27 protein-coding genes are annotated in these 24,944 nt (G+C 60.1%); 14 read left to right on the forward strand and 13 right to left on the reverse strand.

Annotation, left to right across the window (positions count from 1 at the left end):
- Positions 1 to 13 precede the first annotated feature (13 nt).
- On the reverse strand, positions 14 to 457 hold the full coding sequence (locus FFS45_RS05655) for a MarR family transcriptional regulator (RefSeq protein WP_249362661.1): 444 nt from the start codon (positions 455 to 457) through the stop codon (positions 14 to 16).
- 696 nt (positions 458 to 1,153) lie between these two features.
- Here FFS45_RS05655 and FFS45_RS05660 point away from each other — a divergent pair.
- On the forward strand, positions 1,154 to 2,164 hold the full coding sequence (locus FFS45_RS05660; RefSeq protein ID WP_249362663.1) for an EthD domain-containing protein: 1,011 nt from the start codon (positions 1,154 to 1,156) through the stop codon (positions 2,162 to 2,164).
- A gap of 150 nt (positions 2,165 to 2,314) precedes the next feature.
- Here FFS45_RS05660 and FFS45_RS05665 read toward each other — a convergent pair whose 3' ends face one another.
- The 3 genes from FFS45_RS05665 to FFS45_RS05675 all read right to left on the reverse strand — a co-directional run bounded on the left by FFS45_RS05665 (position 2,315) and on the right by FFS45_RS05675 (position 5,452).
- Positions 2,315 to 3,577 (reverse strand): MFS transporter, encoded by a 1,263-nt coding sequence (locus tag FFS45_RS05665; protein ID WP_137953715.1) that lies wholly within the window; start codon positions 3,575 to 3,577, stop codon positions 2,315 to 2,317.
- Between the two features lie 61 nt (positions 3,578 to 3,638).
- Entirely contained in the window at positions 3,639 to 4,454 is an 816-nt protein-coding gene (locus FFS45_RS05670) for a siderophore-interacting protein (protein WP_137953716.1), read from the reverse strand.
- A gap of 53 nt (positions 4,455 to 4,507) precedes the next feature.
- A complete protein-coding gene (locus FFS45_RS05675) occupies positions 4,508 to 5,452 on the reverse strand; it encodes a PadR family transcriptional regulator (protein WP_249362665.1) in 945 nt (314 codons plus the stop codon).
- 147 nt (positions 5,453 to 5,599) lie between these two features.
- On the opposite strand from FFS45_RS05675, the gene FFS45_RS05680 reads away from it, so the two are divergent.
- From FFS45_RS05680 to FFS45_RS05695, 4 genes are all read left to right on the forward strand, one after another.
- Positions 5,600 to 5,902 (forward strand): type II toxin-antitoxin system HigB family toxin, encoded by a 303-nt coding sequence (locus tag FFS45_RS05680; protein ID WP_137953717.1) that lies wholly within the window; start codon positions 5,600 to 5,602, stop codon positions 5,900 to 5,902.
- A gap of 5 nt (positions 5,903 to 5,907) precedes the next feature.
- Complete coding sequence (locus tag FFS45_RS05685) at positions 5,908 to 6,270, forward strand: transcriptional regulator (protein WP_137953774.1); 363 nt, start codon at positions 5,908 to 5,910, stop codon at positions 6,268 to 6,270.
- 411 nt (positions 6,271 to 6,681) lie between these two features.
- Entirely contained in the window at positions 6,682 to 6,975 is a 294-nt protein-coding gene (locus tag FFS45_RS05690; RefSeq protein ID WP_137953718.1) for a hypothetical protein, read from the forward strand.
- Between the two features lie 363 nt (positions 6,976 to 7,338).
- The gene (locus FFS45_RS05695) at positions 7,339 to 7,824 is read left to right on the forward strand and encodes an NUDIX hydrolase (protein WP_137953719.1); all 486 of its coding nucleotides are present in this window, start codon (positions 7,339 to 7,341) and stop codon (positions 7,822 to 7,824) included.
- An 86-nt stretch (positions 7,825 to 7,910) separates the two neighbouring features.
- Here the strand turns inward: FFS45_RS05695 and FFS45_RS05700 are convergent, their stop codons facing one another.
- Entirely contained in the window at positions 7,911 to 8,573 is a 663-nt protein-coding gene (locus FFS45_RS05700; RefSeq protein ID WP_249362666.1) for a glutathione S-transferase family protein, read from the reverse strand.
- A gap of 134 nt (positions 8,574 to 8,707) precedes the next feature.
- Between FFS45_RS05700 and FFS45_RS05705 the strand changes: the two genes are divergently transcribed.
- Positions 8,708 to 9,574, forward strand: coding sequence for an AraC family transcriptional regulator (locus FFS45_RS05705; RefSeq protein WP_137953720.1), 867 nt, complete (start codon positions 8,708 to 8,710; stop codon positions 9,572 to 9,574).
- 24 nt (positions 9,575 to 9,598) lie between these two features.
- Positions 9,599 to 10,210, forward strand: coding sequence for a hypothetical protein (locus FFS45_RS05710; RefSeq protein WP_212745702.1), 612 nt, complete (start codon positions 9,599 to 9,601; stop codon positions 10,208 to 10,210).
- Between the two features lie 140 nt (positions 10,211 to 10,350).
- Here FFS45_RS05710 and FFS45_RS05715 read toward each other — a convergent pair whose 3' ends face one another.
- The gene (locus FFS45_RS05715) at positions 10,351 to 11,250 is read right to left on the reverse strand and encodes a LysR family transcriptional regulator (RefSeq protein ID WP_137953721.1); all 900 of its coding nucleotides are present in this window, start codon (positions 11,248 to 11,250) and stop codon (positions 10,351 to 10,353) included.
- A gap of 114 nt (positions 11,251 to 11,364) precedes the next feature.
- Here FFS45_RS05715 and FFS45_RS05720 point away from each other — a divergent pair, with 114 nt between their 5' ends.
- The 5 genes from FFS45_RS05720 to FFS45_RS05745 all read left to right on the forward strand — a co-directional run bounded on the left by FFS45_RS05720 (position 11,365) and on the right by FFS45_RS05745 (position 15,232).
- Positions 11,365 to 12,147 (forward strand): glucose 1-dehydrogenase, encoded by a 783-nt coding sequence (locus FFS45_RS05720; protein WP_137953722.1) that lies wholly within the window; start codon positions 11,365 to 11,367, stop codon positions 12,145 to 12,147.
- A gap of 30 nt (positions 12,148 to 12,177) precedes the next feature.
- Positions 12,178 to 12,585, forward strand: a complete 408-nt coding sequence (locus FFS45_RS05725) for a nuclear transport factor 2 family protein (RefSeq protein ID WP_137953723.1) — start codon at positions 12,178 to 12,180, stop codon at positions 12,583 to 12,585.
- Positions 12,586 to 12,672: 87 nt separating this feature from the next.
- The gene (locus FFS45_RS05730; protein WP_137953724.1) at positions 12,673 to 13,026 is read left to right on the forward strand and encodes a hypothetical protein; all 354 of its coding nucleotides are present in this window, start codon (positions 12,673 to 12,675) and stop codon (positions 13,024 to 13,026) included.
- A gap of 1,115 nt (positions 13,027 to 14,141) precedes the next feature.
- Positions 14,142 to 14,549, forward strand: a complete 408-nt coding sequence (locus tag FFS45_RS05740) for a hypothetical protein (protein WP_137953726.1) — start codon at positions 14,142 to 14,144, stop codon at positions 14,547 to 14,549.
- Between the two features lie 278 nt (positions 14,550 to 14,827).
- On the forward strand, positions 14,828 to 15,232 hold the full coding sequence (locus FFS45_RS05745) for a VOC family protein (RefSeq protein ID WP_137953727.1): 405 nt from the start codon (positions 14,828 to 14,830) through the stop codon (positions 15,230 to 15,232).
- Between the two features lie 288 nt (positions 15,233 to 15,520).
- Here the strand turns inward: FFS45_RS05745 and FFS45_RS05750 are convergent, their stop codons facing one another.
- The 3 genes from FFS45_RS05750 to FFS45_RS05760 are packed head-to-tail and all read right to left on the reverse strand — an operon-like array spanning position 15,521 to position 17,261.
- Complete coding sequence (locus FFS45_RS05750) at positions 15,521 to 16,366, reverse strand: MBL fold metallo-hydrolase (RefSeq protein ID WP_137953728.1); 846 nt, start codon at positions 16,364 to 16,366, stop codon at positions 15,521 to 15,523.
- 18 nt (positions 16,367 to 16,384) lie between these two features.
- A complete protein-coding gene (locus FFS45_RS05755; RefSeq protein WP_137953729.1) occupies positions 16,385 to 16,711 on the reverse strand; it encodes a hypothetical protein in 327 nt (108 codons plus the stop codon).
- 7 nt (positions 16,712 to 16,718) lie between these two features.
- Positions 16,719 to 17,261 carry a sugar ABC transporter gene (locus FFS45_RS05760; protein WP_137953730.1) on the reverse strand — a complete coding sequence of 181 codons (543 nt, stop codon included), beginning with the start codon at positions 17,259 to 17,261 and terminating at the stop codon, positions 16,719 to 16,721.
- A gap of 166 nt (positions 17,262 to 17,427) precedes the next feature.
- Here FFS45_RS05760 and FFS45_RS05765 point away from each other — a divergent pair, with 166 nt between their 5' ends.
- Positions 17,428 to 18,333 (forward strand): LysR substrate-binding domain-containing protein, encoded by a 906-nt coding sequence (locus FFS45_RS05765; RefSeq protein ID WP_137953731.1) that lies wholly within the window; start codon positions 17,428 to 17,430, stop codon positions 18,331 to 18,333.
- Between the two features lie 81 nt (positions 18,334 to 18,414).
- Here the strand turns inward: FFS45_RS05765 and FFS45_RS05770 are convergent, their stop codons facing one another.
- Positions 18,415 to 19,053 (reverse strand): FMN-binding negative transcriptional regulator, encoded by a 639-nt coding sequence (locus FFS45_RS05770; RefSeq protein ID WP_137953732.1) that lies wholly within the window; start codon positions 19,051 to 19,053, stop codon positions 18,415 to 18,417.
- 123 nt (positions 19,054 to 19,176) lie between these two features.
- On the opposite strand from FFS45_RS05770, the gene FFS45_RS05775 reads away from it, so the two are divergent.
- A complete protein-coding gene (locus FFS45_RS05775; RefSeq protein ID WP_137953733.1) occupies positions 19,177 to 20,706 on the forward strand; it encodes a PLP-dependent aminotransferase family protein in 1,530 nt (509 codons plus the stop codon).
- Between the two features lie 97 nt (positions 20,707 to 20,803).
- On the opposite strand, the gene FFS45_RS05780 is transcribed toward FFS45_RS05775, so the two are convergent.
- The 3 genes from FFS45_RS05780 to FFS45_RS05790 form a co-directional block, all read right to left on the reverse strand.
- A complete protein-coding gene (locus FFS45_RS05780; RefSeq protein ID WP_137953734.1) occupies positions 20,804 to 22,225 on the reverse strand; it encodes a pyridoxal-dependent decarboxylase in 1,422 nt (473 codons plus the stop codon).
- Positions 22,226 to 22,405: 180 nt separating this feature from the next.
- Complete coding sequence (locus FFS45_RS05785) at positions 22,406 to 23,320, reverse strand: glutaminase (protein WP_137953735.1); 915 nt, start codon at positions 23,318 to 23,320, stop codon at positions 22,406 to 22,408.
- 131 nt (positions 23,321 to 23,451) lie between these two features.
- A partial coding sequence (locus FFS45_RS05790; protein ID WP_137953736.1) for a DHA2 family efflux MFS transporter permease subunit occupies positions 23,452 to 24,944 on the reverse strand: 1,493 nt, incomplete at its 5' end.

Genomic DNA, 24,944 nt, shown 5'->3' on the forward strand with positions numbered 1-24,944 from the left:
TCGTGAGCCAGCGCTATTTTTCGGCGGAGGTGGCGATGGTGTTCAGCACGGAATCGACCAGCGCCAGTTGATCGGCGCCCACTCCGTGCAGCAGTTTGTTCTTGATGTGTTTGACCATGGTGTCGACCTGTTCGCCGACCTGCCGGCCCGCATCAGTCAGATACAGGGTCTTGGCGCGCCGGTCGAGTGCGTCGTCGCGGCGTACTACGAGACCGGCTTCTTCCAGTTGGTCGAGCAGGCGCACCAGCGAGTGACCTTCAAGGCCCAGGTGTTCGGCCAGCGTGCGCTGGCGAAGACCTTCGCCCATCTTGTAGATGAGCCACAGCGGCGTAGAGGTGGCTTCCGAGAGGTTCAGCTTCTTGAGCTCAATATCGGCAACCTTGCGCCACATGCGCGCCGCCCGTTGCAGGCGTAAGCAAAAGGTATCTTCGGCGAGAGAGAGCAGGCTGGAAGACATACCGTCGGAATCGATCTAAAGAGGTCTCAGTTCATGCCGGCATTCGCTTTCAATGCGAAGCAGGTGCGTTGCAGCGCGGCCAGGGTAGCGGTAAGGCCGCCGCTACTGCAGATAATTGTTCCGGAGGCTTAAGTCAGCGAATATAGCACGCACATCAGCCGTATCTTTGAGCTTGGATTGGCGGCAACTGCAAGGTTGATGTGTGATGGAGCCGCCGTGGGGCAGCGCCATGTTGCCCGCCCGGGTCCAGCGCATCTATATCTCACGTGATTTATGCCTTTGAGATATGTTATCGCAGCAGCTATCGCTTGCGGGGAGCGTTAGCCTTGGGACGCTCCTCCGAATCCTCGTCTGCGCATGTCCTTGCGCTGCTTAAGTGCCCTGCTAAATAGATTGCATGCGATCTAATCTCGTGCGATGATTCTTTTCAAGGTTTGCTCCCGTTCCGTTTCGGCTTCGGTTGAAGTTCGCCTTGTTTGATATTTCGCGAGGCGGCGGGTTGCGACGCGAGCAGTCCAGGGATGCTCGTGTGGATCTGGTGGTAAAAGCAGGTTAATAGATAAGTTATGCTAATTAATATGTCATGCGTACCTGTCGCGATATCAGCCGCCGTGTGTGGTGCGTGGCGCGCGCCGCAGGATCGGCGGTCCGCATTGCGACGTACCTTGCCGCTGCTTCGAAAAACGGGAGTGTAGGGTGTTTAACGTATCCACCGAAAGCCGATTTCGCCCGCCTTATCTGAAAACCTACCGGGCCTATTCCGAACCGCTCACGGTCATCTGTTCGCTGTTGTCGCGGGCCGACAACGCCGCGCTGAGCGAGCGCCGTCGGGATCCGAATCTGCTGCTCGACGCGCGAGGTGAACTGGTCAAGGATCCCGCCACAGCAACTAGCGCTTTCGAGAACAACCCGAATCTCGGGTTCGAGAAATGGACCGAGTACTGGCGCAAGACGCACGGACCGCGCTTTATCCATGCGCAGCCGTCTGAGGCCAACGGCATTCAGCACCTGCTTCGCTACGATCAGATTCACCGTCTGCCGGCCGGCCCTTCCAACGAGTCGCCGCTGCCGTATACGCCACCCGTCGATGCGGCCGGCAAGCTGTTCGACACGGTGATCGGCCATGTGCCGGAGTACCGGCGGCCGCAATGGGACGGCATCGCTTATCTGGCGTTTGAGGACCTCGCGGGGTTGCAGGCGGTTTTCAGTCAGCCCGAGATCGACGCGAAGATTCTGCCTGAGGATCGGGCGATCTTCCGCGAATTGTGCCCCGTGCTGTCGCGCCAGCACATCGTGATTCCGAGCGAAACGCAGCGTGAATCGATCCTGCTGGTCAAGGTGGTGAGGCGAAAGGCCGGTTTGTCGCGTGAAGGATTTCACGCGGCCTGGCTGAATCAATATGCACGCCATGTGCTTCAGCAGCCGGCGACGACCCGCTACGTCAAGCGCTATGTTCAGTTGCATAACATCGGCGCAACGGAGCCCGGGCAGCCGTTTTTTCATCCGGTGGGCCATAAGATCGACGGTGTGTCGATCATGGGCTTTACGTCGATCAACGATCTGGAAGACTTTTTGCTCGATCCCGGTGTGGCGCAGCTCGCGCACAAGGAAGCGGAGTTTGTCGCGCAGGAAGGCGGGGAGTACTGGACGGGTCTGTCGTATCAGGTGGTCAATCAGATTTACCCGGAAACAGCGACACGCGCCTAGGCGTTGTGCTTAGTCATGCTAACGTTTGTGGGGGATGTCAACGCGATCGAGGCCACCATCAAGTTGTTCAGGTAGATGCCAGCAAGGGCGGCGGCGATCGGCCAATGAAGCCAATGCGGCTAATGGCCGAACTCCCGCCGCCTCGCAGAATCAGGCTTCGCTCAGCGGTTCCGGGTGAAGTTCCGCCGCTGCACCCGGCGGTGTTTTGGCCGCCGCCGCGTGCACCCGGCCGATCCACAGGATCCCCGCCATTGCGATAGCCACCGCCACCCAGCCGACCGTGCCATAACCGGCAATCTGGCCGCTCGCCGTATTGGTCAGCATCAGACCGCCGAGCCAGGCGCCGCAACCCATGCCGAGCGCCTGGAGTGCGCTATTGGCGCTCAGGAACGCGCCGCGGCGGCTCGGCTCGGGAACCGTGGTGAGGAGTGCCTGCATCGGCACGATCCGCCCGGACATTGCCACCATAAAGAACGGGAAGAACAGCACGACCGCGACGAAAGGCAGATCGGGCAGATGAGTGACGAACAGCACCGGCAGCATCGACACCAGAGTGATGATGCGAAATACCCGGTGCTTGCCATAACGGTCGGCGAGGCGCCCAATCGCACGCGAAGTAAAGAACGTCGCGAAGCCGCCGCCCATATACATCCACGACAGATGGGCAGGCGGTACGCCGTGGTTGAGGACCAGCATCGGAGCGATAAACGGAATCACCATCATATGCGACACCATCATCATGAAGGTGAGCGCAAATGCATTCAGATGACGCAGATTGCTGAGCAGGCGGACGAGATCGGGCAGGACCTGGCGCAGCGGAGGGGGCTGGCGGCTCAGATGTTCCGCGAGCGGCGGCACGACGCGTGCCCCACCGAACCAGATCAGCACGGAGAGCACGACCAGCAGCACAAACGGTGCTGCCCAACTGAAGTGCGCTCCGAGCATCACGCCCACCGGCACCCCGGCAATCGCGGCGAGCGAGAAGGACGTCATGATGGTGCCGGTGGCCGCGCCGCGCCGTGCGATCGGGATCACATCGCCCACGATCGCCATGATCACGGAGCCGAGCACACCGCCCGTGATGCCCGCGAACGCGCGTGCCGCGAGCAGCAGCGGAAAGCTGCTGGCGAGGGCACAACCGAGGTTGGAAAGCGCGAACAATGCGTAGACGATCAGCAGCAGCTTGCGCCGGTCGAAGCGGTCGATATAGGTAGCGGCGAGCAGGCCCGAGAGTCCCGAACACCACGAATAGGCCGAGACCGCCGTCGCGAACGCCGCCGGCGTGATGCCGAAGGTGTGCATGATCTGCGGTCCCAGCGGCATCATGATCATGAAGTCCATGATGATGGTGAACTGCGTCAGCGCGAGCAGCCAGAGCAGGCGCTGTTCATGCTTGGTGCTGATGGAATACATCGGCAGGATCCTTGAAAAGGTAAAAGCCAGCCGTGTGGCTGGCGGCAGGCACTGCGCGGGTTCAGTCGTCGAGGTTTTCGTGAACCGCTTCGGCGCCCTGTTTCCAGTAGCTGGCTGCGCGGATACGCGATTTGTCGACGCCGCGTTCCGTGCAGAGGTGATAACGGACCGCGCGCATCGTTGCGGATTCGCCCGCTGCCCACACATAGCCTTCGCCGTCAGGCAGATAGGTGTCGCGCACCGCTTGCAGCAGTGCATCGCCGCGATACGGCGAATCGCTGCGGTAGCGCCACACCACATGCAACTCGGCCTGGGTGTCGAATTCGATGCGCGCCGACGGATCGGCCACTTCGAGTACCGCTGCCACACGCGTGCCTGCCGGCAGTTCCTGCAGACGCCGGGCAATTGCCGGAAGGGCGGTCTCGTCGCCGATCAGCAGATGCCAGTCGAAGGCAGTCGGAATCACCAGCGAGCCGCGCGGGCCGCCCACGCCGAGATATTGCCCGACCTTTGCCTGGGCTGCCCACGCGGCGGCCGGCCCAGCTTCGTGCATGGCGAACTCGATATCCAGCTCGCGCGCGTCACGGTCGTAGCGGCGCGGCGTGAAATCGCGCGCCACCGGGCGCGGCTGATCTTCCGGAAACATCGGACCGTTAGGGCCGGCGCTCGGCAACACCGGCTTGTCGGCGCCCGGTGCGGGGAAGAAGACCTTGATGTGATCGTCGAACGATGCCGATACGAAATCGTGCAGATCGTCGCCAGTGAAGGTGACGCGAATCAGGTGAGGCGTCAGCGGTTGCACACGCTTGACTTGCAGCAGACGAAATTTCAGGGGATGACGTACGCGGGTGACCGCGAGATCGGACCTGGTCAGCATAAGTGTTCTCTCCAGTTATGTTGGGTAGTGCTGGGGATGCCGGCCGCACAGGCTCAGGCATCGCCCGCGCCGGGGCCGCTACCGGTGGCAGCAGCCCCTGCATTGCCCTCGATTTCAGCGGTAGCGCGTACGAGGATGGCCGCGATCCGGCGCTGTTCCGCAGCCGGCACGTTGTCGCGGCGGAACAGGGCAAGCTTGAGCGCGCGGCGCGCTTCGATCAGCTCCGGCAGCCAGCCGCCTTCGCTCGGGTCCAACGGTTCTTCGCCGGCAAACGCGCGCCGTACCGAATCCATCTTGCGGGCAATATGGGTCAGCTTGGCGAGCATCAGGTCGACACGGTCGCGGTTGTCCGCGAGGTGTTGACGACCGGGTTCGGCCAGTTCGTAGCGCTTGCGGTTGCCTTCGAGCTGGACCGTGACATAGCCCAGTTCTTCGAGGTAGGTCAGCGCCGGATAGACCATGCCCGGGCTCGGGCTGTAGAAGCCGTTCGAGCGTGTTTCGAGCGCCTTGATCAGCTCATAGCCGTGGCTCGGCTGGGCGTCCAGCAGGGCCAGCAGCATCAGTTGCAGATCGTCCGAGGTGAATTTGCGGCCGCGCGGGAAACCGTCGCCGTCGCCGCCGCCATAGCCTCCCGGACCGCCGCCGAAGCCGCCAGCGCCGCCACCGAAGCGGCCACCGCGCTCACCGCGGCGGTGGTGATGACCGCCAATCGCGTGCCACAGCGCATGCAGTGCGAAACGGTCAGGATAAGCAAAGCCACGGCGGGCGCCGTCGAAGTCTTCAAAGCCGCGCCGGTGATGGCCACGGCCGCGGCGGCTGTCGTCGCGCTCGTCGCGCTCGTCGCGCTCGCCACGTTCGCTGCGGTCTTCACGGCTGCCGCGGCCTTCGCGGAAGTATTCGCGGCCAAGAGCGTGTAACAGGGCGTGCAGCGAGAAGCCGTCGCTGGAATAACGGCCGTCGGTGTCGGAGTGACGGCGGGAATAATGGGAGTGACGCATCTGGGACCTCCTGTTGTGTCTTAAGATGTGTCGTAAGATATATATCTAAAGATGGTTTGTCAAACGCGAAATGTGGGGCGGGATCGGGGATTCGTGAGACGCCGTTTGAGGTTGTGTTAGTCCCAATTTGGGACTAACATGTCTCCCATGCGAATCGTTGCCAAAAGAAACCTTCTTTCGTTCATCGAAGGGCATGCCCAGGCCAAGCAAGCTTTGTTGGCATGGCACGCGGAAGCTTCCCAGGCGAACTGGAAAACGCCGCAAGACATCAAGGATCAATATGCGTCTGCGAGTTTCGTCGGAAGAAACAGGGTGGTATTCAACATCAAAGGCAACGACTTTCGATTGATAGTTGCAGTCGCGTATCGGATCGGCGTCATCTATGTCAAATTCGTTGGCACTCACGCCGAGTACGACAAGATCGACGCTGGAACGGTGGAAATGGAGTAATGAAAATGGATATTCGCCCCCTGCACACGGAAGATGATTACAAGGCTGCGCTTGCGGCCGTATCTGAACTCGTTGACGCCGATCCGGCGTCTGGTACGCCGGACGGTGATCGCCTCGATATTCTGTCAATTCTGGTGGAGCGCTACGAAGCCGAAAATTTCCCGCTGCAAAGCCCCGATCCTGTCGAGGCCATCAAGTTCCGGATGGAACAAGCTGGCTTATCTGTCCCGGATATGCAGCCTTATATCGGCAACGCAAACCGGGTCTATGAGGTTTTGAACGGCAAACGCGCCCTCAGCCTGACGATGATTCGCCGCCTGCATGCGGGACTGCGCATTCCTGCTGACGTGCTGATTGGCGTGGCTTGAACCGGGAGTAGTGGTCTTATCGGCGCAGCCTGTGCCTTCATCCAGGCCGAACGCAATGTTCGCTGCGGGCACGAACCATGCGGCATAAAGGATGGCCGCCTCAAAAATCGCAATTAACCCTTGCGAACAATGCGCTTAATTATCAGCGAGCACTTTCCTACACTTGGCGTCATCTGCCATAGACTCGATCGCGAACTGCGGGCGCAGTGTATGTCGTCAATACGGTGCAATACCGGGGTGCGAAGCCTTATCGCGCATTGCCTGAGCCGTTTGAGACATAGCGGGCGTCGCTGGCCCGAACGAGGTGCCGCTTACCTGGGCACGCCATGGCCAGGCGTACAACGACCGCATGGATAAATGCAAATGGATCGTTTGCGTCAATATTCCAACCCAAGCACGGAGGGACGAATCATGAACAAGGCAACCAGCACACTTATCGCGGCCGCCGCCGCACTCATGCTGTCGGGCGGCGCTTATGCACAAAACAACACGTTGGCAACCCCGAGCGTCGTGTCGCCTGCCGCCAATGCAACGAGCGGCTATGGCACGTCGAGCTCCACCAACTCGGATAGCGGCACGGGCACCATGTCGCCGGGTTCGAGCCAGCAGAAGAGCATCAACAATAGTTCGGCGCCGGCCAGCCCCGCTTTCGGAGTCAACAACACGCTGGCGACCCCGTCCACGGCGTCGCCTGCTGCCCAATAACATCTGCCAAGGCGGACAACCGGCAACCAGGCGCAAATCAGCGCAAATCAGCGCAAAGCGACGAAGCGGCGTCATGGACGCGCAAATGCCGACGGACGCATAAGGAGTTCGAGTCCTCGATCCGCTACCCATCGCAAGAAAAACCGCTGCCCCCACGGACAGCGGTTTTTTTTGTTTCTCCTGACCTCTTCCTCTTCCTGGCAGTGTCCTTGCGGCACAACGACGGGTTGTGTGCCCGCAGGGTGGTCGAATAACAGCAAATGGCCACATAGCTCGCGACTTTAGGGAAAAGTTAATGCGACTGACCTGGCCTGCGCATAATGTGCCGGATGACCATGGAATGAAGTGAAAAGGAGAGACCTCATGCCGAGCCTTGAGCGAGTGCGGCCCACGATGCTGATCGACTTTGTCTGGCGCATGGCGCTTCGCCTCGGATTCCGGCTTGCTCGCGCCTGGTGGCATCTTCGACGGCCTCGTCATGAGGGCGCGCTGGTAGCAATCTACGTCGGGCAGGCACTGCTGCTCGTGAAGTCATCGTACCGCGCCGAGTGGAATTTTCCCGGCGGGAGTGTCCGGCCCGGTGAGGCGCCTGATGCAGCGGCGCGGCGCGAGATGGAGGAGGAGATTGGTCTCTCGTCGTATCCATTACTCCCCGCGGGGAATGCCTGCGGTATTTGGGAAGGGCGAAGAGACCGGGTGCACTTCTTCGAACTGCACCTCGATTGCATGCCTGAGTTGCGGCTTGATAACCGCGAGATTATCGGCGCGCATCTGGCATCGCCGGAGGAATTGCGCGGCATCGCGCTGACACCGGCGGTCGTCGCGTATCTCGGCAGAGAGCGTTGCTGATAGTGGGCGTCTTTACTTTCGGGACATCTCAACGGGGCGGGCAACACACCCACAGATCAGGTCCGTAGCTGAAGGCCTTGCGTTCTCTATGGAGTGGCGCCCAACAATGGCGTCATATCCGGATCTGACTTCTGCGTGGCGCGCCGATACGCCGGGCGCGCGCCGATCCGCTGCAGATAGGCCAGGATGTTCGGCCACGGCGAGAGATCGTACGGCTTGAACCGCCGCATGGTGGTAAGCGAGAACACCGTCATGATGTCTGCTGCCGTCAGTTCCGGACCGGCGAGATAACGCGCGTCGCCCAGACGCTTCTCGATCGTCGAGAAAACCAGGGTGAACCGCTCCTTCAATCTCTGCAGTGTCGCATTCTCCCCGGATGGATCGACTCGTTCGAGAAACCACACCTGCAAGACGAGTGGCTGCAGGGTTCCGTTAGCAAAGTGGAACCAATAAAGATAGTCGGCGAATCCGGGCTCATCCTTTTTCACGGCGAGCCGCCCGTTGCCATGTACCTCGATCAGATATTCGACAATCGCTGCGGATTCACCGAGCACCAACGGTCCGTCGGTGATGACCGGCGCCGTTCCCATCGGGTGCAGTGCCTGGTATTCCGGCGGCGCTAGCCGGTTGTCCGCGCGGCGCTCGTATCGTTTCAGCTCATATTCGAGCCCAAGCTCCTCGCAAAGCCAGACAATCCGTTCCGATTGGGAGTGCCCGAGGTGATGTACGGTCAGCAGATGGTTCGTCATGTGCGCAATGTGTGGTTTGTCATGTGCTCAATGTACGACTCCATTGCGCAAGATACTTGTCAGTATCTCCTTGCTTCTTGCTCGATCCTCTAACCGGAGACAGAAACGCGCAATGGCGATGCTAGACTCGCAGCATGAACCTCGTAGATCTCGCCGAACTCGCCGCGCGCCAGTTCCCCCGCCTGAATGCCCATGGGAGCCAGTACGTGCAGCCGCTGAAGAGCCTCGGCATTCTCCGGCACCACCACCCGACATCGTTCGAAGCCGCGATCTACGAGCCGGTTGTTATCCTGATCCTCCAGGGGCGAAAAGAAACGGTACTGGGAACGCATTCATATCCGATGCAGGTGGGAGAGTGCCTGCTCGTCAGTCACGACCTTCCGGTGATAGCGCGAGTCACGAAGACTCCCTATCTCGCACTGATCTTCAATGTCGAACTGGACATGCTGCGCGATCTGTATGAGGCGCTGCCGGAATCGCCTGCTCCGGCCGCGCCGTCTCGGTCGCTCGCGGTCCACCGCTGCGATGCCGAACTCGTCGACGCGTTTTATCGCTATCTTGCACTCGCGGGCAGGCAGACGGATGCTGCGGTGCTGGGGCCGCTCGTCTCGCGCGAGGTCCACTACCGGCTTGCGACGGCACCGTTCGGCGGGATGTTACGCAACCTGATCCGCCGTGACAGCCACGCCAGCGCCATTGCGCGCGCGATAGCGCAACTGCGGCGTGACTTTCGATCGCCCGTCGAGGTTCCGGGGCTCGCGCGCAGCGTCGGGATGAGTCCATCCTCGTTTCACAAGCATTTCAAGGCGATCACGGCGTCGTCACCGCTTCAGTATCGAAAGGGCCTGCAGCTTCTGGAGGCGCGCCGCCTGTTACGTGCCGGCGCGCTTTCGGTTTCCACAGCGGCATTCGAGGTCGGTTACGAAAGTGCCGCGCAGTTCAGCCGCGATTACACGCGCAAATTCGGCATATCGCCGAAACACGACATCCCCGAAGTTTGACCTCCGGTCCGCAACGATCAGGTTGTGATCGAGATTCCTCTTCACAATCGGTTCACAGAGCTCCGCCATGCTTTTCTCGGACCGTTCTTCCTGCTGCCTCATAAGGCGCCTGTTGACCAGCAGGATGCAAATGGCGGTTACACTGGATACCCCATCTTCATGTGCCACGAGGATTCTATGAGCAAGCGTAACCTTGTATCGACCGCCGCGACGTTGCTGTGCGTGGGTGCCCTGACGGGCTTGACCGCCACTTCGGCTCAGGCTGCCGGCGCGCCGGTGAAGTGCCATCTGACCTTCAGCATGTCCGGATGGTCGGCGATTTATCAGCACGCCGAAGGGCGCGGCAAAGTAACTTGCGACAATGGCCAAAGGGCCGCTGTCACGATCAGCGTACACGGCGGCGGCCTGACAGCCGGCAAGTTCCGCGTCAGCGGTCACGGTGATATCACCAATGTCTACAGCATCAAGGAAGTGTACGGCAGTTACGCGCAGGCCGGCGCCTCGGCTGGCGCAGGCAATAGCGGCACTGCCCAGGTGCTGACCAAGGGAACGACTTCGATGGCGTTGAGCGCCAGCGGTGAAGGCGTGGATCTTGGTGTGGCGGTGGATGATTTCAAGATCGAGCCGGTGCGGTGATGTCTTTGGTACGACGGGAGGCATGACACGTCGCAGCTTTCATCATCGCGTCCTCGCGATGCGACGGACAGAGCCCGGGGTGTTCCCGGGCGGAAGGCCAGCCAGTAGCCGAGGATGAGTACCGATGGTTGACTGAAGACTCAAGTGGATGCGAACAATGTCGCTGCCCAATCCGCGAACACACGCACCTTGGTGCTATATCGCCGGCTGGGCGGATACGCGATATAGACCTTGAGTGGGTCCGGCCGCCATCTCGCGAGAACAGGCACCAGTTTCTTTTGCTCGATGAATGGGCGAACCATAAAGTCCAGAGTGTGGACGATGCCCAAACCAGCCAGTGCGGATGCAAGATGCGCATTGCTCTCGCTGACAAGCACATCATTGCGTACGTGCCCGAGCGTAATCGTCTCCTGGCCTCGGCGAAACGCAAGGGGCTGCGTAATACCGGTACTAGCGGAAAAATATCCGACCACCGGCATGTTCCTGTCCACGATGTCCTGTGGATGCTTCGGATTTCCATGCTTCGCGAGATACGCCGGACTCGCGCAGGTGGTCCACGCCAGCGTGCCGATCGGATGCGTCACCAGGTCCGGGTCATCCGACGTGCTTCTGATCGCACAGTCGATGTTCTCCGCGATCAGATCCGTGGTGCGATCGGTAACGCCAAGCCGGACCGTGATCTTCGGATAGCGGGCAAGGAAGGCCGGCAACTCGGGAATGAGGATGCCGCTTGCGGTCGACCCCCCGACGTCGATTCTGAGTACCCCGCGCGGACTCGCCTGGTCCCGGCCGAGCGTGGCCTCGATGTCGTCGAGCTCGCTGAGCAGTTGCCGGGTGCGCTCATAGTAGGCAGCGCCATCGGTAGTCACACTGACACGCCGCGTATTGCGCTCCAGCAGCTTGACGCCGAGATGCGCTTCCAGTGATTTGACCCATTTGCTTGCTGTGGCGTTAGGCATGTTCAGGGAATGGGCCGCCCGACCAAATCCCCCTGTCTCGACAACGCGGAAAAAGACACGCATTGCCTGCAAATGGTCCATCGTCTGGCTCCGATTATCTACAGATGTGAATAGACAAACCACACTGTACCCATTTATCTGCACATGTGCTTAATCTAGGATGGGTCATCGGCTAAATGAATCGGGAACCTTGAGATGACAACCTCTCTTTACGACAACATCCATTCGACCAAGCATGCGGGAAAGATCGCGCTCGTAACCGGCGGTAGTACCGGGATTGGCCTCGCCACCGCGAAGCGCCTGGCTCGCGAAGGCGCCACAGTGTTCGTCACCGGGCGGCGGCAGGCGCAGCTGGACGCGGCGGTATCCGAGATAGGTCACGGTGCGTGTGCGATTTGCGGCGACATCTCGTCCGCTGAAGACCTCGAGCGCATCGTCCAGACAGTCACGACGGCGCACCAGAGAATCGACATCCTGTTTGCGAACGCCGGCGGGGGAGAATTTGCGAAGCTAGGCGACATCACTGAAGCGCAATTCGACAAATATTTCGGCATCAACGTGAAAGGGACGCTGCTCACCGTGCAAAGCGCACTGCCGTTCATGCGTCCTGGCAGCGCGATCGTGATCACGGGGTCGATCACGTCGGTACAGGGCGTACCATCGTTCGGTGTCTATGCCGCCACCAAGGCGGCCTTGCGATCATTCGCACGAACCTGGGCATCCGATCTCAAAGGCCGTGACATCCGCGTCAATGTGGTTGCGCCCGGCGTCGTCGTGACGCCGGCTTACAAGACCGAACTCAAGATGAGCGACGAACAGATCGAGGCGTATCGCGAGGAAGTTGCCAAGACGACGCCGCTTGGCCGGGTCGGCACCACCGACGAGATCGCGAAGGCGGTCTCTTTCCTCGCGTCCGATGATGCCAGCTATATCACCGGTATCGAGATGTTTGTCGACGGCGGACGCGTACAGGTCTGATTTTCGTCTCAACATGTTAAGGAAAACATCATGAGTTCGCAGGACAACCTTCGTCTCGCCCATCTGTTCCTTGAAAAAATGGGTTCGGGCGCAAGCGCTGAGGAAATCGCTTCATTGTGCACGCCCGATCTCGACTGGAAGATCCCTGGGGACGCAGGAGTATTGCCTTGGGTTGGCCAGAAGACGGGACGCGATGCCATATCGGATTTCATTCGCGACACGCAAACAATGATCGAGCGCATCAGCCTTGACATCGAGGATGTGCTCGCCAGCGACGATCGGGCTGTGATTCTCGGCCATCTGAAAACGCGGGTCAACGCCACTGGAAAACTGATCGATAGCGCATTTGCGATCGTTATGACCTTCTCCTGCGCAAAGATCGCGAGCTTCCTGATGCTGGAGGACAGTTTCGCTGTATCAGCGGCCGCCCGACACTGAGACGCAGCAACCCGCTTTCAACGCACAGGTTCGTCGGGAGCGCGGACATGGTTCGGCCAGATCGCCGGCTACTAAAGGGAATCCGCGATGTGCTTTTCGGTAAGTGAACTTCTGAAGCGCAATCTGCTTTTGGTCTTTGGCGAGCGAGATTCTGCGGCACGCTTGATTGAATTGAAAACCATCTGGCTACCGGAAGGTATCTTCGTCGATCCAGACGGCCGGTATGCCGGCTTCGATGAGATCAATCGCAGGGTCGATGAGTTGCAAGCGAGATTCCCCGGTTTCGAATTTATCGAGCGTGGACCGGTTCAGGTCATGCATGGAATCGGTCGTCTCGCATGGGGATATGGGCCCGAAGCCAATAGAGCAACCGTGACCGGCGTCGACATAGCGATCACACGCCAAGGAAGGCTGCTTGAGCTGTTCGCCTTCATAGACTGATGATCTGCACTGATCCGACATCTCCCGACTTCCATGCTTGTCGGACCTCGAAGGTAGTTGGAATTGGATACGGTGTGAGCGGGCTGCGAGGGCCCGGCGCTACAGGTAGCGTGTCCGCAACTTCAGGCGATGGATAAGCGATGTCCCCTCCGATTCACAGATGTCCCCTTCCTGGCTCAAAGCGGATGTTTCGGGGCAACTCGTGAATGTCGCTATGGGGTCGACAAGGGAAGTTCGCGTCGAGATCGAGCAGGCGACTGACTGGCGTTGGCCGAACCTCCGAGTTCGGCCAGGAGCCGCTGTTGGCTGCCACCGGCAAAAACTGCTCCGACACGGTCAGTCGCGCGGTCGACGGCGAGCGAGTCAGGGTGACAGAGGATAGTGAGGAATGGCCTGACTACGGCAAACCCATGGTTGTGCACTAGATGTCCAGATATCCAGCATCGGCTGAAACTCCGACGGATTGTCCAACGTAGAGAAACGGATGGACATCACCTCCGGAGCAGCTTCGCCTTGAGTGAATAGAGGAGAGCCACAAACGGAACAAAAGCTGCGTGTCGCGAGCATGCCACTGCCGGCAAGAACCGCGTATGTCTTCGGCGTGCCAGCAATCGTCACGTCCGACACCCGGACGATGAAGCCGGAAGCAAAAGGGGCACCGCTTGAGCGCTGGCAGTCCAGGCAGTGGCAGTTTAACGTCGCAACTGGCACACGCGAGCATACATAGCGGATCGCCCCGCATGCACACCCGCCGGAAAATGGAGCATTCACGTCGCTGTTTCCTCCTGCCGCCCAGCACGGTTTCACTGGCACCTGACGGACGCCTCGCTAGAAGCCCGCTACTTGCCGCATCATTATCGCCCGCGCAGTGTAGCCACACCGACATCACAAGGCAAATGGCGGGTTTCATACTCGCGAACGTCCAGTTAGGGTAATCGCGACTGACCGCTCCGGGTCGCGTGCTGCCAATCGCCGTCCGGCAGTAACCGGCCATGAAGCAGCCGCTCGACACAAATACCTGAATCCCTGACAATTTGCCAACCATCCACTGGGCGATTGGCGGCAACCAATCTCCTGCAAGCGCCTTGGCGCAACACAATAGATCGGACCTGACTATGGCACGCCCCCCGGATTTCATGCTTCGCCTTCGTGAAGCGCTAGCCGCCTCCTGGGATAAACGAACCGCTTATCTAGAAGTTGAGCAAATGGGAAATCCTGCGTTGGGCCAGTGCTACCCAACGTCCCGGGTGGTGCAGCACTATTACCCCGAAACTGAAATCATTAAAGGGAAGGTATGGACCGGGAAAGCACTAGACGTCCACTTCTGGAATGGGCTCCGTATTGGCGATGACTGGTACCACATTGACCTAAGCTGGCAGCAGTTCCCGGCCGGTTCATTTGTTCAGGAATTCACAATCGTCGAACGTCAAGAATTGAATGATAGTGAAGCGACGATGCAACGCTGCGCGTTGTTGTTGAAGAGGGTTGATGACTATCTGAATGCGCGCTCCCATGGTGTATGAGATGGCACTTGGCCAGGAACGGTCAATCGACCCCGTGCGGTAGATCCTCGGCAATCAGCGCCGAATCGGTTTGCGCCGTGTGTGCATTTTTGGCGCTCGCCGAACGTATCTCGGCGCTTTTGAACGCGCTGTGACTTTCTGCTATTGTTTGTGGCACGCTGCGCATCTCGTTGTGCGGCGCTTATCGTGCGGACACCGCTCCGCCTAACGAGACCACGCATGCTGCCGATAAGCACCGCCTTGCGGGCTGCCTCTGGCTCATTGGATGGAGCCTCAACATGGAAACCACGTTGCCATCGTCGCATGGCGTTAGTTTCGGAAGACTCGCAGCAAGTATCGGCGTTCAGAATCTCAACCGGAGCCTCCAGTTCTACTGCGGTGTGCTGGGGTTTAATAAGGTGTTTGAGAACGGCAATCCCGTCGGGTTTGCCATCCTGAAGAAGGACAAGGCTGAACTGCATCTGGCTCAGAACAAAAACCACAAGGCACCACTACATAACGTAGCTCACCTCATGGTGGAAGATGCAACTGTCCTTTACGAGCACTGTGCTATCCAAAATGTTCGGATCATCAAGACCTTACGCGATGCTGACTTCGGGCTTAGATGTTTCGTGCTGGCGGATCCCGATGGGAATCGCATAGATATTGGCCAGGTTCTTCCAACCCCAGAGGTCGCGGACTGAGCGCACGTTCGGCGGGCACATGCTCGATCGTTGCCTGTCGGAACGGCTTCAACTTGGGTGCCACGCATGAGAATGCTGACACGAACGGCCTTTCAGAGCGGTATGAGATGTCTCATGTGGACTGCAGAACTTCTCTAATCAGACTTGGTTCGGCGAGAAACCGTCATCCACACGCGTTTTCGGTCGGCCTCTCATAAGCTTGTCTCCCCCTAACCAGCCATCCGACTGATAAGGACAAACGCTCCCTCACCGTAATAAGCGGTCGCTCCGCCAAGGCAATCTGTGACCTCACCCTTCGGCCTCGTAAACCAGCCCATATTTCCCGCTCATTCGCCTGATTCGCGCGAAACCGAGTTCTCCCAAATGCATGCCGGCGACCAGAAGCCCCTCCGAACTGACCCGATCCAGGAGCCGCGACCGTGTGGTAACGGCCACGGACGCATCCTGATCGAAGGCAATCGATACGTCTGGCCGCTGAATCTGGATGTGCGGGAAATGAACCACATCCCCCCAGACAAGAAGGCCCTGCTCACGAGACTCAAGAACATATCCAGTGTGTCCATCCGTGTGCCCCGGTAGCGGCATCGCGCTGATACCGGGAAGCACTTGTCCCTCATCGAACCTGCGTAACTTGTCGCCATAAGCGTCAAACACCTGACGCGCTATCAGGAAGTTACCGCGCGCCCGCTCGCTGGCACGACTCAGATTGCCGTCGTCCTGCCAAAACCGGACCTCTCGCCGATGCGCAACCAGCTCCGCATTCGGGAAGGTAACTTGTCCTGCTCCATTCACCAGCCCCCCGACATGGTCGGGGTGGGCGTGTGTGAGCAGGATGGTGTCAATCGTTGAGGGTTCGATACCAGCAAGCACCAGGTTGGTCTTCAGGTGGCCGCCCCATTGCTTGAAACCTCCCGCCCCACCGTCGATGAGAACGGTGCGGCCCGCGCCGCGTACTACGTAGCAATTGATGTGTACAGCGGTGGGTTCTTTCTGCCCGGCGTCACGCTGCATTCTGGACGCCGCGGAGGTATCGATATTCGAGAGGAAGTCGAGACTGGCGGTGAGATATCCGTCGCTGATGGCGGTGATTGTGAAATCCCCGACTTGCTGACTGGGAAAGGTAAGGGTGGACACAATGCTTCTCCGGAGCCGCTAATTTCGGGCGTGAATGTTCGACGCGGCGTAACCAAAACAACGGATGCGCGCCGTGAGACCTGTGTGGCGAGCGATGGCGTTATCCAGCGCTTCCATAAACTGGTTTATGACCGGTGACGTGCGAAACGTCTCAAGGCGATATTGGATTTCCACGAAGACCGGATGCCCATGCCCGTGCCGAACATTTAAGAAAATGACGTGAACGTTCTTGAGCTCCGCTTCAAGGACATTCGTACAGAATTCGACGCAATCGCGCGAAAGCCCGGCAAGACTTTCGTCAGACGGCATCTGCCTCGCATCAATATAGAAAGTGACGTTCGGCATCGCGGACCTATTCCTGCGCAGTCGAAAGGGAGCGGGCGCTTGTCAGTTGCTCCGTGATCGGCGAGTAAAGGTGAATGTCTTCCGAGGTGCTCTCGATAAGCTGAGCGTCTTTCCGGGGCAGTGTGCCGAGCCAACGGCGTTCGGGAAATTTCTCCAGCGCAACGGCCTGCATGGCCAGCGGCTTGAGGCCCATCTGGATCAAGGGATGTGGGCCGCTTGCACAAAGCACGAGGAGTTCATCGTCTTTTACGGCTGGGGCAAAACCGATATCGCTGTAGAGATTTCGATGCCAGTCGTTGATGTGTTGCTGCCACCTCGCAAAATTACCGCCGCCTTTCTGGCGATATTCCTCTCCGGTCAGCACGTCGAGGCCGTCGATCGTGTGGATGGCCAGATAGACGGGGCAACCATCGCTTATCGATTTGAATCGCTGCGACGTGTGAAACCCGCTCACCGAGATGAGAGCGGGCAGCTTCTCAAGGCTGTAGAAGTCGTTCCATTCGGCTTCGCTGTTGAGGTCGGCGAAGCTGCATTCCACGGTGTAGATCATCAGAGTGTCCTTCGAGAGGGATGCATATCCTTCTGCGAACGTTTCATGTTCATTGCAGTAACGTAATGCTAAGCTGGCATTTCCGGCCCATAAAACGAAATAAAGTCAGGCTTCAGTGATATTTGCTCAAGCTGACCACGAACACATTCTGATCGGCGAGACGCCAATGCCACGCAAGATTCCAAGCAATTCCGCGCTCCAGGCGTTTGAGGCTGCGGCCCGACACGGAAGCTTCGCCCGAGCCGCCGAGGAGCTGGCGCGGACCGAGGGCGCCGTCAGTCGCCAGATTGGCCGGTTGGAGGCGTTTCTGGGCGTCACCTTGTTCGAGCGAATTGGCAATCGGGTGCGGCTTGCACCCAACGGTGCGCGATACGCGGTGCAGGTTCGTGAGATTCTGGATCGGCTGGAACGGGACAGTCTGTACCTGATGGGGCAGCCCATCGAGGGCGCGAGCATTGATATCGCCGCAATTCCGACCTTTGCCACCCGCTGGCTTATCCCCCGGCTGAAACATTTTCAACTTAAGCATCCGAACATCACGGTGCATATCGCCGAACGTATGGAGCCGTTCCTCCTTGCGGGCAGCGGTTTTGACGCAGCCATTCATTTTGAGCATCCGGCATGGACGGGAATGCATCTCCATTCGCTGCTGGAGGAGGTGCTTGTGCCCGTCTGTAGCCCCGCGCTCCTCGCAGGCGCGGGGGCGACCCCGTCGCTTGATGATCTGCCACGCCTTCACAGGCGACAAAACCCGGACGCCTGGCAGATTTATGCACAGGAGTCCGGCATCGTGCTGACCAATTCGGCGATTGGCGCACGTTACGATCTCCATTCCATGCTGATAGAAGCGGCGCTAGCCGGCTTAGGTGTCGCACTGGTGCCGCGCCTTTACATCGGAGCCGAGCTGGAGCAGGGCCGTTTGGTCGCACCGTGGCCAGATGGCAAGGCGATTACCAAAAACTTCTGCCTCGTCCTTCCTGAGCCGATCGAACTGGCTGAGGGGCCACTGCAGGCATTTGCAAAATGGATGCTCAATGATGCCCGCGGATTGGCACTTCATAGCGGCGCCTGAGGCTAGTTCGCGATGAGATCGGCCCGCAGCATGGCCCCTATACGGAACAACGCCTGTCCCGGAGCATTTATTCCGGGGCATTTATTCCGGATTCCTCTCCACCCGGCCAAGCATCGCATCGCCAATCTGATGGCTTTCGCGCGCTTTGAGCGCTTCGCCTGCGCCTCGAATATCCCCGGGTTCCTTGTTCTGGCTCAGCTTGGTTTTGCCGACCAGTCGCGTGATGTCGATCTGCAGCCCGACAATCGACTTGAGCAGGGTATCGATATAGTCCCTTGGGGCGTCGCCCATCTTCCAGGGCTCGGGTTCCGAGGCCTCGTGCGTGCGTGTCAGCCGGCCAACGACGCCACGCACGTATCGCTCGTCATCGTGAACGGCGATGCGTCCGTATGCATGGACGACAACATAGTTCCAGGTCGGCACCTGCTTGTGGAATTCATGTTTGCTCGGGTACCAGCTCGGTGAGATGTAGGCATCTCCAGCACGAAAGACTACGAGCACCTCGTCGCCGTTCGCGACCTCCTGCCATACCGGATTGGCCCGCGCGACATGCGCGCGCAGCACGCCCAGCTCGCCTTCGCCTGCTGCGAGTTCGAACGGAATGTGGTTGGCGTCCAGACCGCCTTTCCCATGCGTAATTAACGTGCCGAAGGGATATTGCGCGATGCGCGCGTGCAGGATATCGGTGCGGGACTCATTGAAATGGGCTGGTACGTACATGCTGGTTCCGGGAGCGGGTTGAGGTGTTGAAGGGGCTGTTTCGAAGTTCTCCTGTACGCATTCTGGTGAAAAACTGGTTTATCCTACAGGGCCGGTTTGGAGCATTTTTATAGGACCAGAATAATGGCGAGAACGGCCCGGGTCGCAGAGATTCCGTCTCTCGGCACTTTGGATCGCGCGGCGGGCAGCCTGAGCCGCCAGGTGGCGCAGGCGTTGCGGGAAGCGGTGCGCCAAGGCGATATCGAACCTGGCGACGCGTTGCCGTCCACGCGCGCGCTAGCGGCTTCGCTGCAAATTGCGCGCGGCACGGTGGTCGACGCCTACGAGCAGTTGATCGCCGAGGGTTTTCTGGAGTCGAAGGAAGGCGCTGGCACGCGCGTCGCACAGGCGCTGGCCGAACCGCAACCGGCCAGCGAACCTCGCGCAGCCCTGCGGCGCCCGGCTCGGGCCGGCTTGCCGGCGCCCGCGGCAGCGTTTGCGCAGATCGCGCGGGAATTCAAGCCGCTGCCTCCGGTGCCGTTTGCCATTTCCGTACCCATCGGTTTGACGGCTCCGGCCGACATCTGGCGCCGGCTCGGCAATCGTCTGCGTGCCAAAGGGCCCGGCGCGCCGGCCGGATACACCGATCCGCACGGGGCGTTGCCGCTGCGTGAAGCGATTGCCGGCTATGTGCGCAAGTCGCGTTCGGTGCGCTGCGATCCGGGTCAGGTCATCGTTACCAGCGGAACGCAGCAGGGGCTCTTTCTCGCGTCTCAAGTGTTGCTGGGTCCGCGCGATCAGGCCTGGGTAGAAAATCCGGCCTACCGTGGCGTTACTGCAATACTCGAGAGCACGGGGCGCCGCGATGCGATGGTTCGCGTACCGGTTGACGCCGAGGGCATCGACGTCGAAGCAGGGATCCGCATGGCGCCTCATGCCCGCGCTGCGTTTGTCACGCCGTCGCATCAGTACCCATTGGGGATGCCGATGAGCATGGCCCGGCGCAATGCGTTGTTGGGGTGGGCGCGTGCCAACCAGGCATGGGTCGTCGAAGACGACTACGACAGCGAGCTCAGATACCAGGGCTATCCGTTTCCGTCGCTTCAGGGACTGGACCCGGAACGGGTCGTCTATCTCGGCACGTTCAGCAAGATCCTGTTTCCATCATTGCGGGCAGGTTATGTGATCGTTCCCGATGATCTGGTCGATGCATTTTGCGGTGCGCGTGTGCTGATGGACCGTCATCCACCCAACGCCGACCAGCATGTGCTGGCGGCCTTCATGGCCCAGGGCTATCTGGAGCGCCACATCCGCAAAGTCCGGACGGTGTACTCCGACCATCGGATTCAACTGATAGAAACGCTTGACGCGCTGCTTCCCAAGAATTGGGCGTGGCTGGAACCCGGCGATCAGGGCATGCATCTTGTCCTCTGGCTGGCGGAGGGCGTGGACGATCGCGCAGTGGTGGAGATTGCCGCGCGTGCCGGAGTGGCTGTACGCGCCGTATCGCCGATGTTTGCGCCGGGAACGGGGCGGCCTGGTCTCGTGCTCGGATTCGGGGGATTCAGCAACGCGCAAATGAAGGCGGCCGCGCAACGTCTTGCCGCAGTGATCGCCGAAGTGATGAAGGCACGCAAACGAAGACACGGTGCTTTACGAAAGGCATCCTCGTGAGTGGCTGAGAGCGAAAGCAAGGTAGCCATCCTGGCTGACGCGCAGACGCGCAGGAATGGCTCGGCCTAAAACCTTATCCGTCCAGGCCGACCTTCCTTTACGTATTCCGCTCCCGCAACGCCTGCGCCACGGCTGCAATCGCACGCGCCACATCCTGCGCGCTGGTTTGCCAGTTGCATACAGACACGCGCATGCAACGCTTCCCGCGCCAGGTAGTGTTGCTGAATAACGCTTCCCCGCCATCCAGAACCGCCTGAGTGACCGCATCGGTCCATCTGTCATGATCGCTCTCCGTGGCGCCCGGTCGCGGATCCAGAAAGCGCACCAGCCCCTGATTGATCTGCGGCTCCCAGATCAGCTCGGCGCCGGGAAGGGCGGAGATGCCGGTCGCGAGGCCGTGCGCAGCATCGCAACACCCGTCGATCAAGGCAGCAACGCCGCGGCGGCCCAGTTGCCGTAGCGCCGCGTAAGTTGCCACTCCTCGCCCACGTCTCGACCAATCCGGATTCCAGTCCTTCTGTTCGCGAACCTGATCGTTGTGCGATATGTAGCTTGCTTCGTAGGACATCGCATTGCGATGCGCCTGCGGGTGCGCGACGAAGGCAAAACCGCTGTCGTACGGCACGTTTAGCCATTTGTGCCCATCGGTTGACCACGAATCGGCATGCTCGACACCCGAGAGCAGGTGTTGATAGCGTGCACTGGCGTTAGCCCACAGGCCGAACGCCCCATCGACATGGACCCATGCCTGATAGCGATGCGCGAGTGGAATGAGCTCAGCGAAGCGGTCGTACGCACCAATGTTGAGGTCGCCCGCCTGCAGCAGGACAATCGTGGGCGCGTCGGGGGAATTCTCCAGCGCCTGTTCAAGCGTTGCGGCGTCCAGCTGACCGGACTGATTGGTCCGCAGTCCTGTCACCGAATCCGTTCCCATTCCCAGCAAACGCGTTGCTCGCGTAATGCTGCCGTGAAACTGATCGCCGCTCAGGATGCGAAGCTTCGGCGCGCCAAAGAGGCCGTCGCGTTCAACCTGCCATCCTCGCTTCGTGAGCAACGCGTTTCGCGCTGCCGCCAGCGCGGTGACATGCGCCATCTGGCAACCGCTCGTCAATGCAAAGCTGGCGTGTTCGGGCAAGCCGAGCAGATCTTTTAACCAGTCGCCGCATGCCTCTTCAATCACCGCTTCCGCTGGGCTGCATGCATACGACGCCGCGTTTTGATCCCAGGCGCTGGTCAACCAGTCCGCCGCCAGCGCGGCGGGCAGCGATCCGCCTATCACCCAGCCAAAAAAACGGCCGCCCGCACTGCCCATGATGCCTCCGGCGGTGTCAGCGACGAGTTCATCAATCACCTGCTCAGCAGGCATGCCCTCGCTGTTGAGCGGTTTCAGCAAGCGTTCGCGCAGCGTATCCAGACTGGCGCGGGCCGCGACGGGGCTGTGCTCCAGGTTGTCCAGATGCGCCAGCGAGTGATTCAGCGCGTGTTCAAGTACAGGGCGAAAAGCGGAGATGTCGTTCATGCGAAATTCCAGTGTAGCGGTGACCCGGAGCGCAAGCCGTCCATCATCCCCGAAGGCTTGCGCCGCTATAGAACTCATATGCAAGCGAGGCAACTACAGCTTCATGTAATAGCGTTTCTCCACAGCTCGAACCACGATCATCGTATCCACCGGGTAACGGCTTTACCGCTGACGGCGGCATCAAAAAATCGACTTCCCCGTCAGCGTGGTCAGCCATTCCAATGACTTTACGCCGGCAAGCGAATTGCCGTTCGCATCGAGCCCCGGCGACCACACGCACACCGCCATCTCGCCCGGCAGCACCGCGACGATGCCGCCGCCCACACCGCTTTTTGCCGGCAAGCCGACGCGAAACACAAAGTCGCCTGCGGCATCGTAAGTGCCACAGGTCAGCATTAGCGCGGACAGGCGCTTGGCGGAGCTAACGTCGAGAATCCGCTCCCCGGTCGACGGCACCACGCCGCCATTGCTCAGAAACAGCGCCGCCTTGGCCAGCTCGACGCAGCTCATGGAAATCGCACATTGCCGGCAATACGCGTCTACCACCACATCGACCGGCATTTCCATATTGCCGAAGCTCGCCATGAAATGCGCCATCGCCCGGTTGCGGTGGGCGTGTTGCAGCTCCGACTGCGCGACGCGTAAATCGTAGTCGATCGTCACCTCGCCGGTCAGGCGGCGCATAAATTCCACCAGCGCGGTTTCCGCCCGCACGAAACGGCGGCTCAGCACGTCGGTGACGACCAGCGCGCCGGCGTTGATAAACGGATTGCGCGGCTTGCCTTGTTCCGTTTCGAGCTGCACCAGGGAATTGAACGCCGTGCCCGACGGCTCGCGGCCGACGCGCTGCCACAACTCGTCGCCGAGCAGCCGGAAAGCCATGGTGCAGGCGAATAGCTTGGAAATACTCTGAATCGAGAAACGGGTGTTGGCCTCACCGGTGCGGAAGACTTCGCCGGTGGTCGTGACGATGGCCATGCCGAAGCTGTCGGCTGGGACCTTTGCCAGTTCGGGAATGTAGTCGGCAACGCGGCCGGTGCCCAGATAGGGCTGCAGATCGTGATGGATCTGTTCGAGGATGCCTTGGTAGTTCATGAGCTGGAGCGAGCGTGGGAGCCGCGATTTTACTGGCAAGCCGCCGCAAATGGCGAATCGGCCGGAGCATCGCCCGGCCGGCCTGTCGCATTGCCCGCGTGGCGCTTAGTGAGCCCGCTTAGTGAGCCCGCTTAGTGAGCCCCGGCCGCGTCCGGTCCACCACCGCCCTTGGAGGGCCGCGTAATCCAGATCAACGGAATGATCAGCACAAAGATGATCGCCGACACGTAGAAAATATCGTTGAGCCCCATCATTGCGGCTTGCGTATTCACCGTGAAGTCGAACAGCGCGTGCGCCGACTGCGTGTTCAGATGCAGTAGCGACTGGGTCGAAGCGATCTGCTGGTTGAACACCGGATTATCGACGGTGGCCTGTTCGGTCAGGCGCGCATGGTGCAGCACCGTGCGGTTATTCCACTCGTTGCCGGCAATCGAGGTGCCCACCGCGCCGCAAAACACCCGCACAAAATTCGACAGGCCCGCGGCCGCCGGAATCTTGTTCGGCGGCTGCCCGGACAGGATGATCGCAGTCAGCGGCACGAAGAACATCGCCATCGGAATGCCTTGCAGCAGGGTAGGCAGCACCAGATGCCAGGTGTCGATCTCGATCACGTAGCGCGAGCGCATATAGAACACAATTGCAAAGCCGACAAACGCGAGCGTGGCGATAACCCGCGCATCCGAGCGCGGCAGGACGCGGCCCATGACGGGCGCGAGAATCACCGCGAACACGCCGAGCGGCGCGGTCACGAGGCCGGCGTCCACCGAGCGGTAGTTCAGGTACTCCTGCATCCATTGCGGCAGCAGCACAAGGTTGCCGAAGAACACCCCGTAAGCCACCGAGATCGCAATCGTGCCGCCCAGAAAGTTGCGCTGGCTGAAAAGGCGCAGGTCGACGATCGGATTCTCCTCGGTCAGCTCCCACACCAGGAAGAACGCAAAACTGATCAGCGCCGTAATGCCCAGAATCACGATCACCGGCGAGGAGAACCAGTCGAGATCCTTGCCCTTGTCGAGCATCACCTGCAGCGAGGCGACCCAGGCGATCAGCAGGCCGAGGCCGACCACGTCGATAGGCGGCTTGCGGGTGGGCGTTTCGCGGGTGCGATAGATCATCCACGTGACGCCGGCCGCGAAAATACCCACCGGAATATTGATGTAGAAGATCCACGCCCAGCTATAGCTATCCGTGATCCAGCCGCCGAGCGCGGGCCCGGCAATCGGGCCGACCGTGGCGGTCATGGCCCACAAGGCGAGGGCCGTGGAGGATTTCTCCTTGGGATACGAGCCGAGCAGAATTGCCTGCGACAGCGGAATCAGCGGACCGGCGACGGCGCCCTGGAGTATCCGGGCCATCAGCAGGATGGGCAGCGTCGGGGCGATACCGCATAGCCATGACGACAGCACGAACATCAGAATGGCGCCGACGAACAGCTTGATCTGGCCGACGCGCTGGGTGAGCCAACCGGTGAGCGGAATCGACACGGCATTGGCGGCCGCGAATACGGTGATCACCCAGGTGCCTTCATCCACTGAGACGCCGAGGTTGCCCGAGATGGTCGGGATGGCGACGTTGGCGATCGACGTGTCGAGCACGTTCATGAAGGTGGCGAGCGCGACGGCGA

Origin of the sequence: Burkholderia sp. 4M9327F10, from assembly GCF_005503145.1 — a bacterium.
Classification (GTDB): domain Bacteria; phylum Pseudomonadota; class Gammaproteobacteria; order Burkholderiales; family Burkholderiaceae; genus Paraburkholderia.

What these genes read in the sequence shown, in the direction of transcription:
- FFS45_RS05655 (WP_249362661.1), bottom strand. Translation starts at nt 457, where the DNA reads ATGTCTTCCAGCCTGCTCTCTCTCGCCGAAGATACCTTTTGCTTACGC.
- FFS45_RS05665 (WP_137953715.1), bottom strand. Translation starts at nt 3,577, where the DNA reads ATGTATTCCATCAGCACCAAGCATGAACAGCGCCTGCTCTGGCTGCTC.
- FFS45_RS05670 (WP_137953716.1), bottom strand. Translation starts at nt 4,454, where the DNA reads ATGCTGACCAGGTCCGATCTCGCGGTCACCCGCGTACGTCATCCCCTG.
- FFS45_RS05675 (WP_249362665.1), bottom strand. Translation starts at nt 5,452, where the DNA reads ATGCGTCACTCCCATTATTCCCGCCGTCACTCCGACACCGACGGCCGT.
- FFS45_RS05680 (WP_137953717.1), top strand. Translation starts at nt 5,600, where the DNA reads ATGCGAATCGTTGCCAAAAGAAACCTTCTTTCGTTCATCGAAGGGCAT.
- FFS45_RS05685 (WP_137953774.1), top strand. Translation starts at nt 5,908, where the DNA reads ATGGATATTCGCCCCCTGCACACGGAAGATGATTACAAGGCTGCGCTT.
- FFS45_RS05690 (WP_137953718.1), top strand. Translation starts at nt 6,682, where the DNA reads ATGAACAAGGCAACCAGCACACTTATCGCGGCCGCCGCCGCACTCATG.
- FFS45_RS05695 (WP_137953719.1), top strand. Translation starts at nt 7,339, where the DNA reads ATGCCGAGCCTTGAGCGAGTGCGGCCCACGATGCTGATCGACTTTGTC.
- FFS45_RS05700 (WP_249362666.1), bottom strand. Translation starts at nt 8,573, where the DNA reads ATGACGAACCATCTGCTGACCGTACATCACCTCGGGCACTCCCAATCG.
- FFS45_RS05705 (WP_137953720.1), top strand. Translation starts at nt 8,708, where the DNA reads ATGAACCTCGTAGATCTCGCCGAACTCGCCGCGCGCCAGTTCCCCCGC.
- FFS45_RS05715 (WP_137953721.1), bottom strand. Translation starts at nt 11,250, where the DNA reads ATGGACCATTTGCAGGCAATGCGTGTCTTTTTCCGCGTTGTCGAGACA.
- FFS45_RS05720 (WP_137953722.1), top strand. Translation starts at nt 11,365, where the DNA reads ATGACAACCTCTCTTTACGACAACATCCATTCGACCAAGCATGCGGGA.
- FFS45_RS05725 (WP_137953723.1), top strand. Translation starts at nt 12,178, where the DNA reads ATGAGTTCGCAGGACAACCTTCGTCTCGCCCATCTGTTCCTTGAAAAA.
- FFS45_RS05730 (WP_137953724.1), top strand. Translation starts at nt 12,673, where the DNA reads ATGTGCTTTTCGGTAAGTGAACTTCTGAAGCGCAATCTGCTTTTGGTC.
- FFS45_RS05740 (WP_137953726.1), top strand. Translation starts at nt 14,142, where the DNA reads ATGGCACGCCCCCCGGATTTCATGCTTCGCCTTCGTGAAGCGCTAGCC.
- FFS45_RS05745 (WP_137953727.1), top strand. Translation starts at nt 14,828, where the DNA reads ATGGAAACCACGTTGCCATCGTCGCATGGCGTTAGTTTCGGAAGACTC.
- FFS45_RS05755 (WP_137953729.1), bottom strand. Translation starts at nt 16,711, where the DNA reads ATGCCGAACGTCACTTTCTATATTGATGCGAGGCAGATGCCGTCTGAC.
- FFS45_RS05760 (WP_137953730.1), bottom strand. Translation starts at nt 17,261, where the DNA reads ATGATCTACACCGTGGAATGCAGCTTCGCCGACCTCAACAGCGAAGCC.
- FFS45_RS05765 (WP_137953731.1), top strand. Translation starts at nt 17,428, where the DNA reads ATGCCACGCAAGATTCCAAGCAATTCCGCGCTCCAGGCGTTTGAGGCT.
- FFS45_RS05770 (WP_137953732.1), bottom strand. Translation starts at nt 19,053, where the DNA reads ATGTACGTACCAGCCCATTTCAATGAGTCCCGCACCGATATCCTGCAC.
- FFS45_RS05775 (WP_137953733.1), top strand. Translation starts at nt 19,177, where the DNA reads ATGGCGAGAACGGCCCGGGTCGCAGAGATTCCGTCTCTCGGCACTTTG.
- FFS45_RS05780 (WP_137953734.1), bottom strand. Translation starts at nt 22,225, where the DNA reads ATGAACGACATCTCCGCTTTTCGCCCTGTACTTGAACACGCGCTGAAT.
- FFS45_RS05785 (WP_137953735.1), bottom strand. Translation starts at nt 23,320, where the DNA reads ATGAACTACCAAGGCATCCTCGAACAGATCCATCACGATCTGCAGCCC.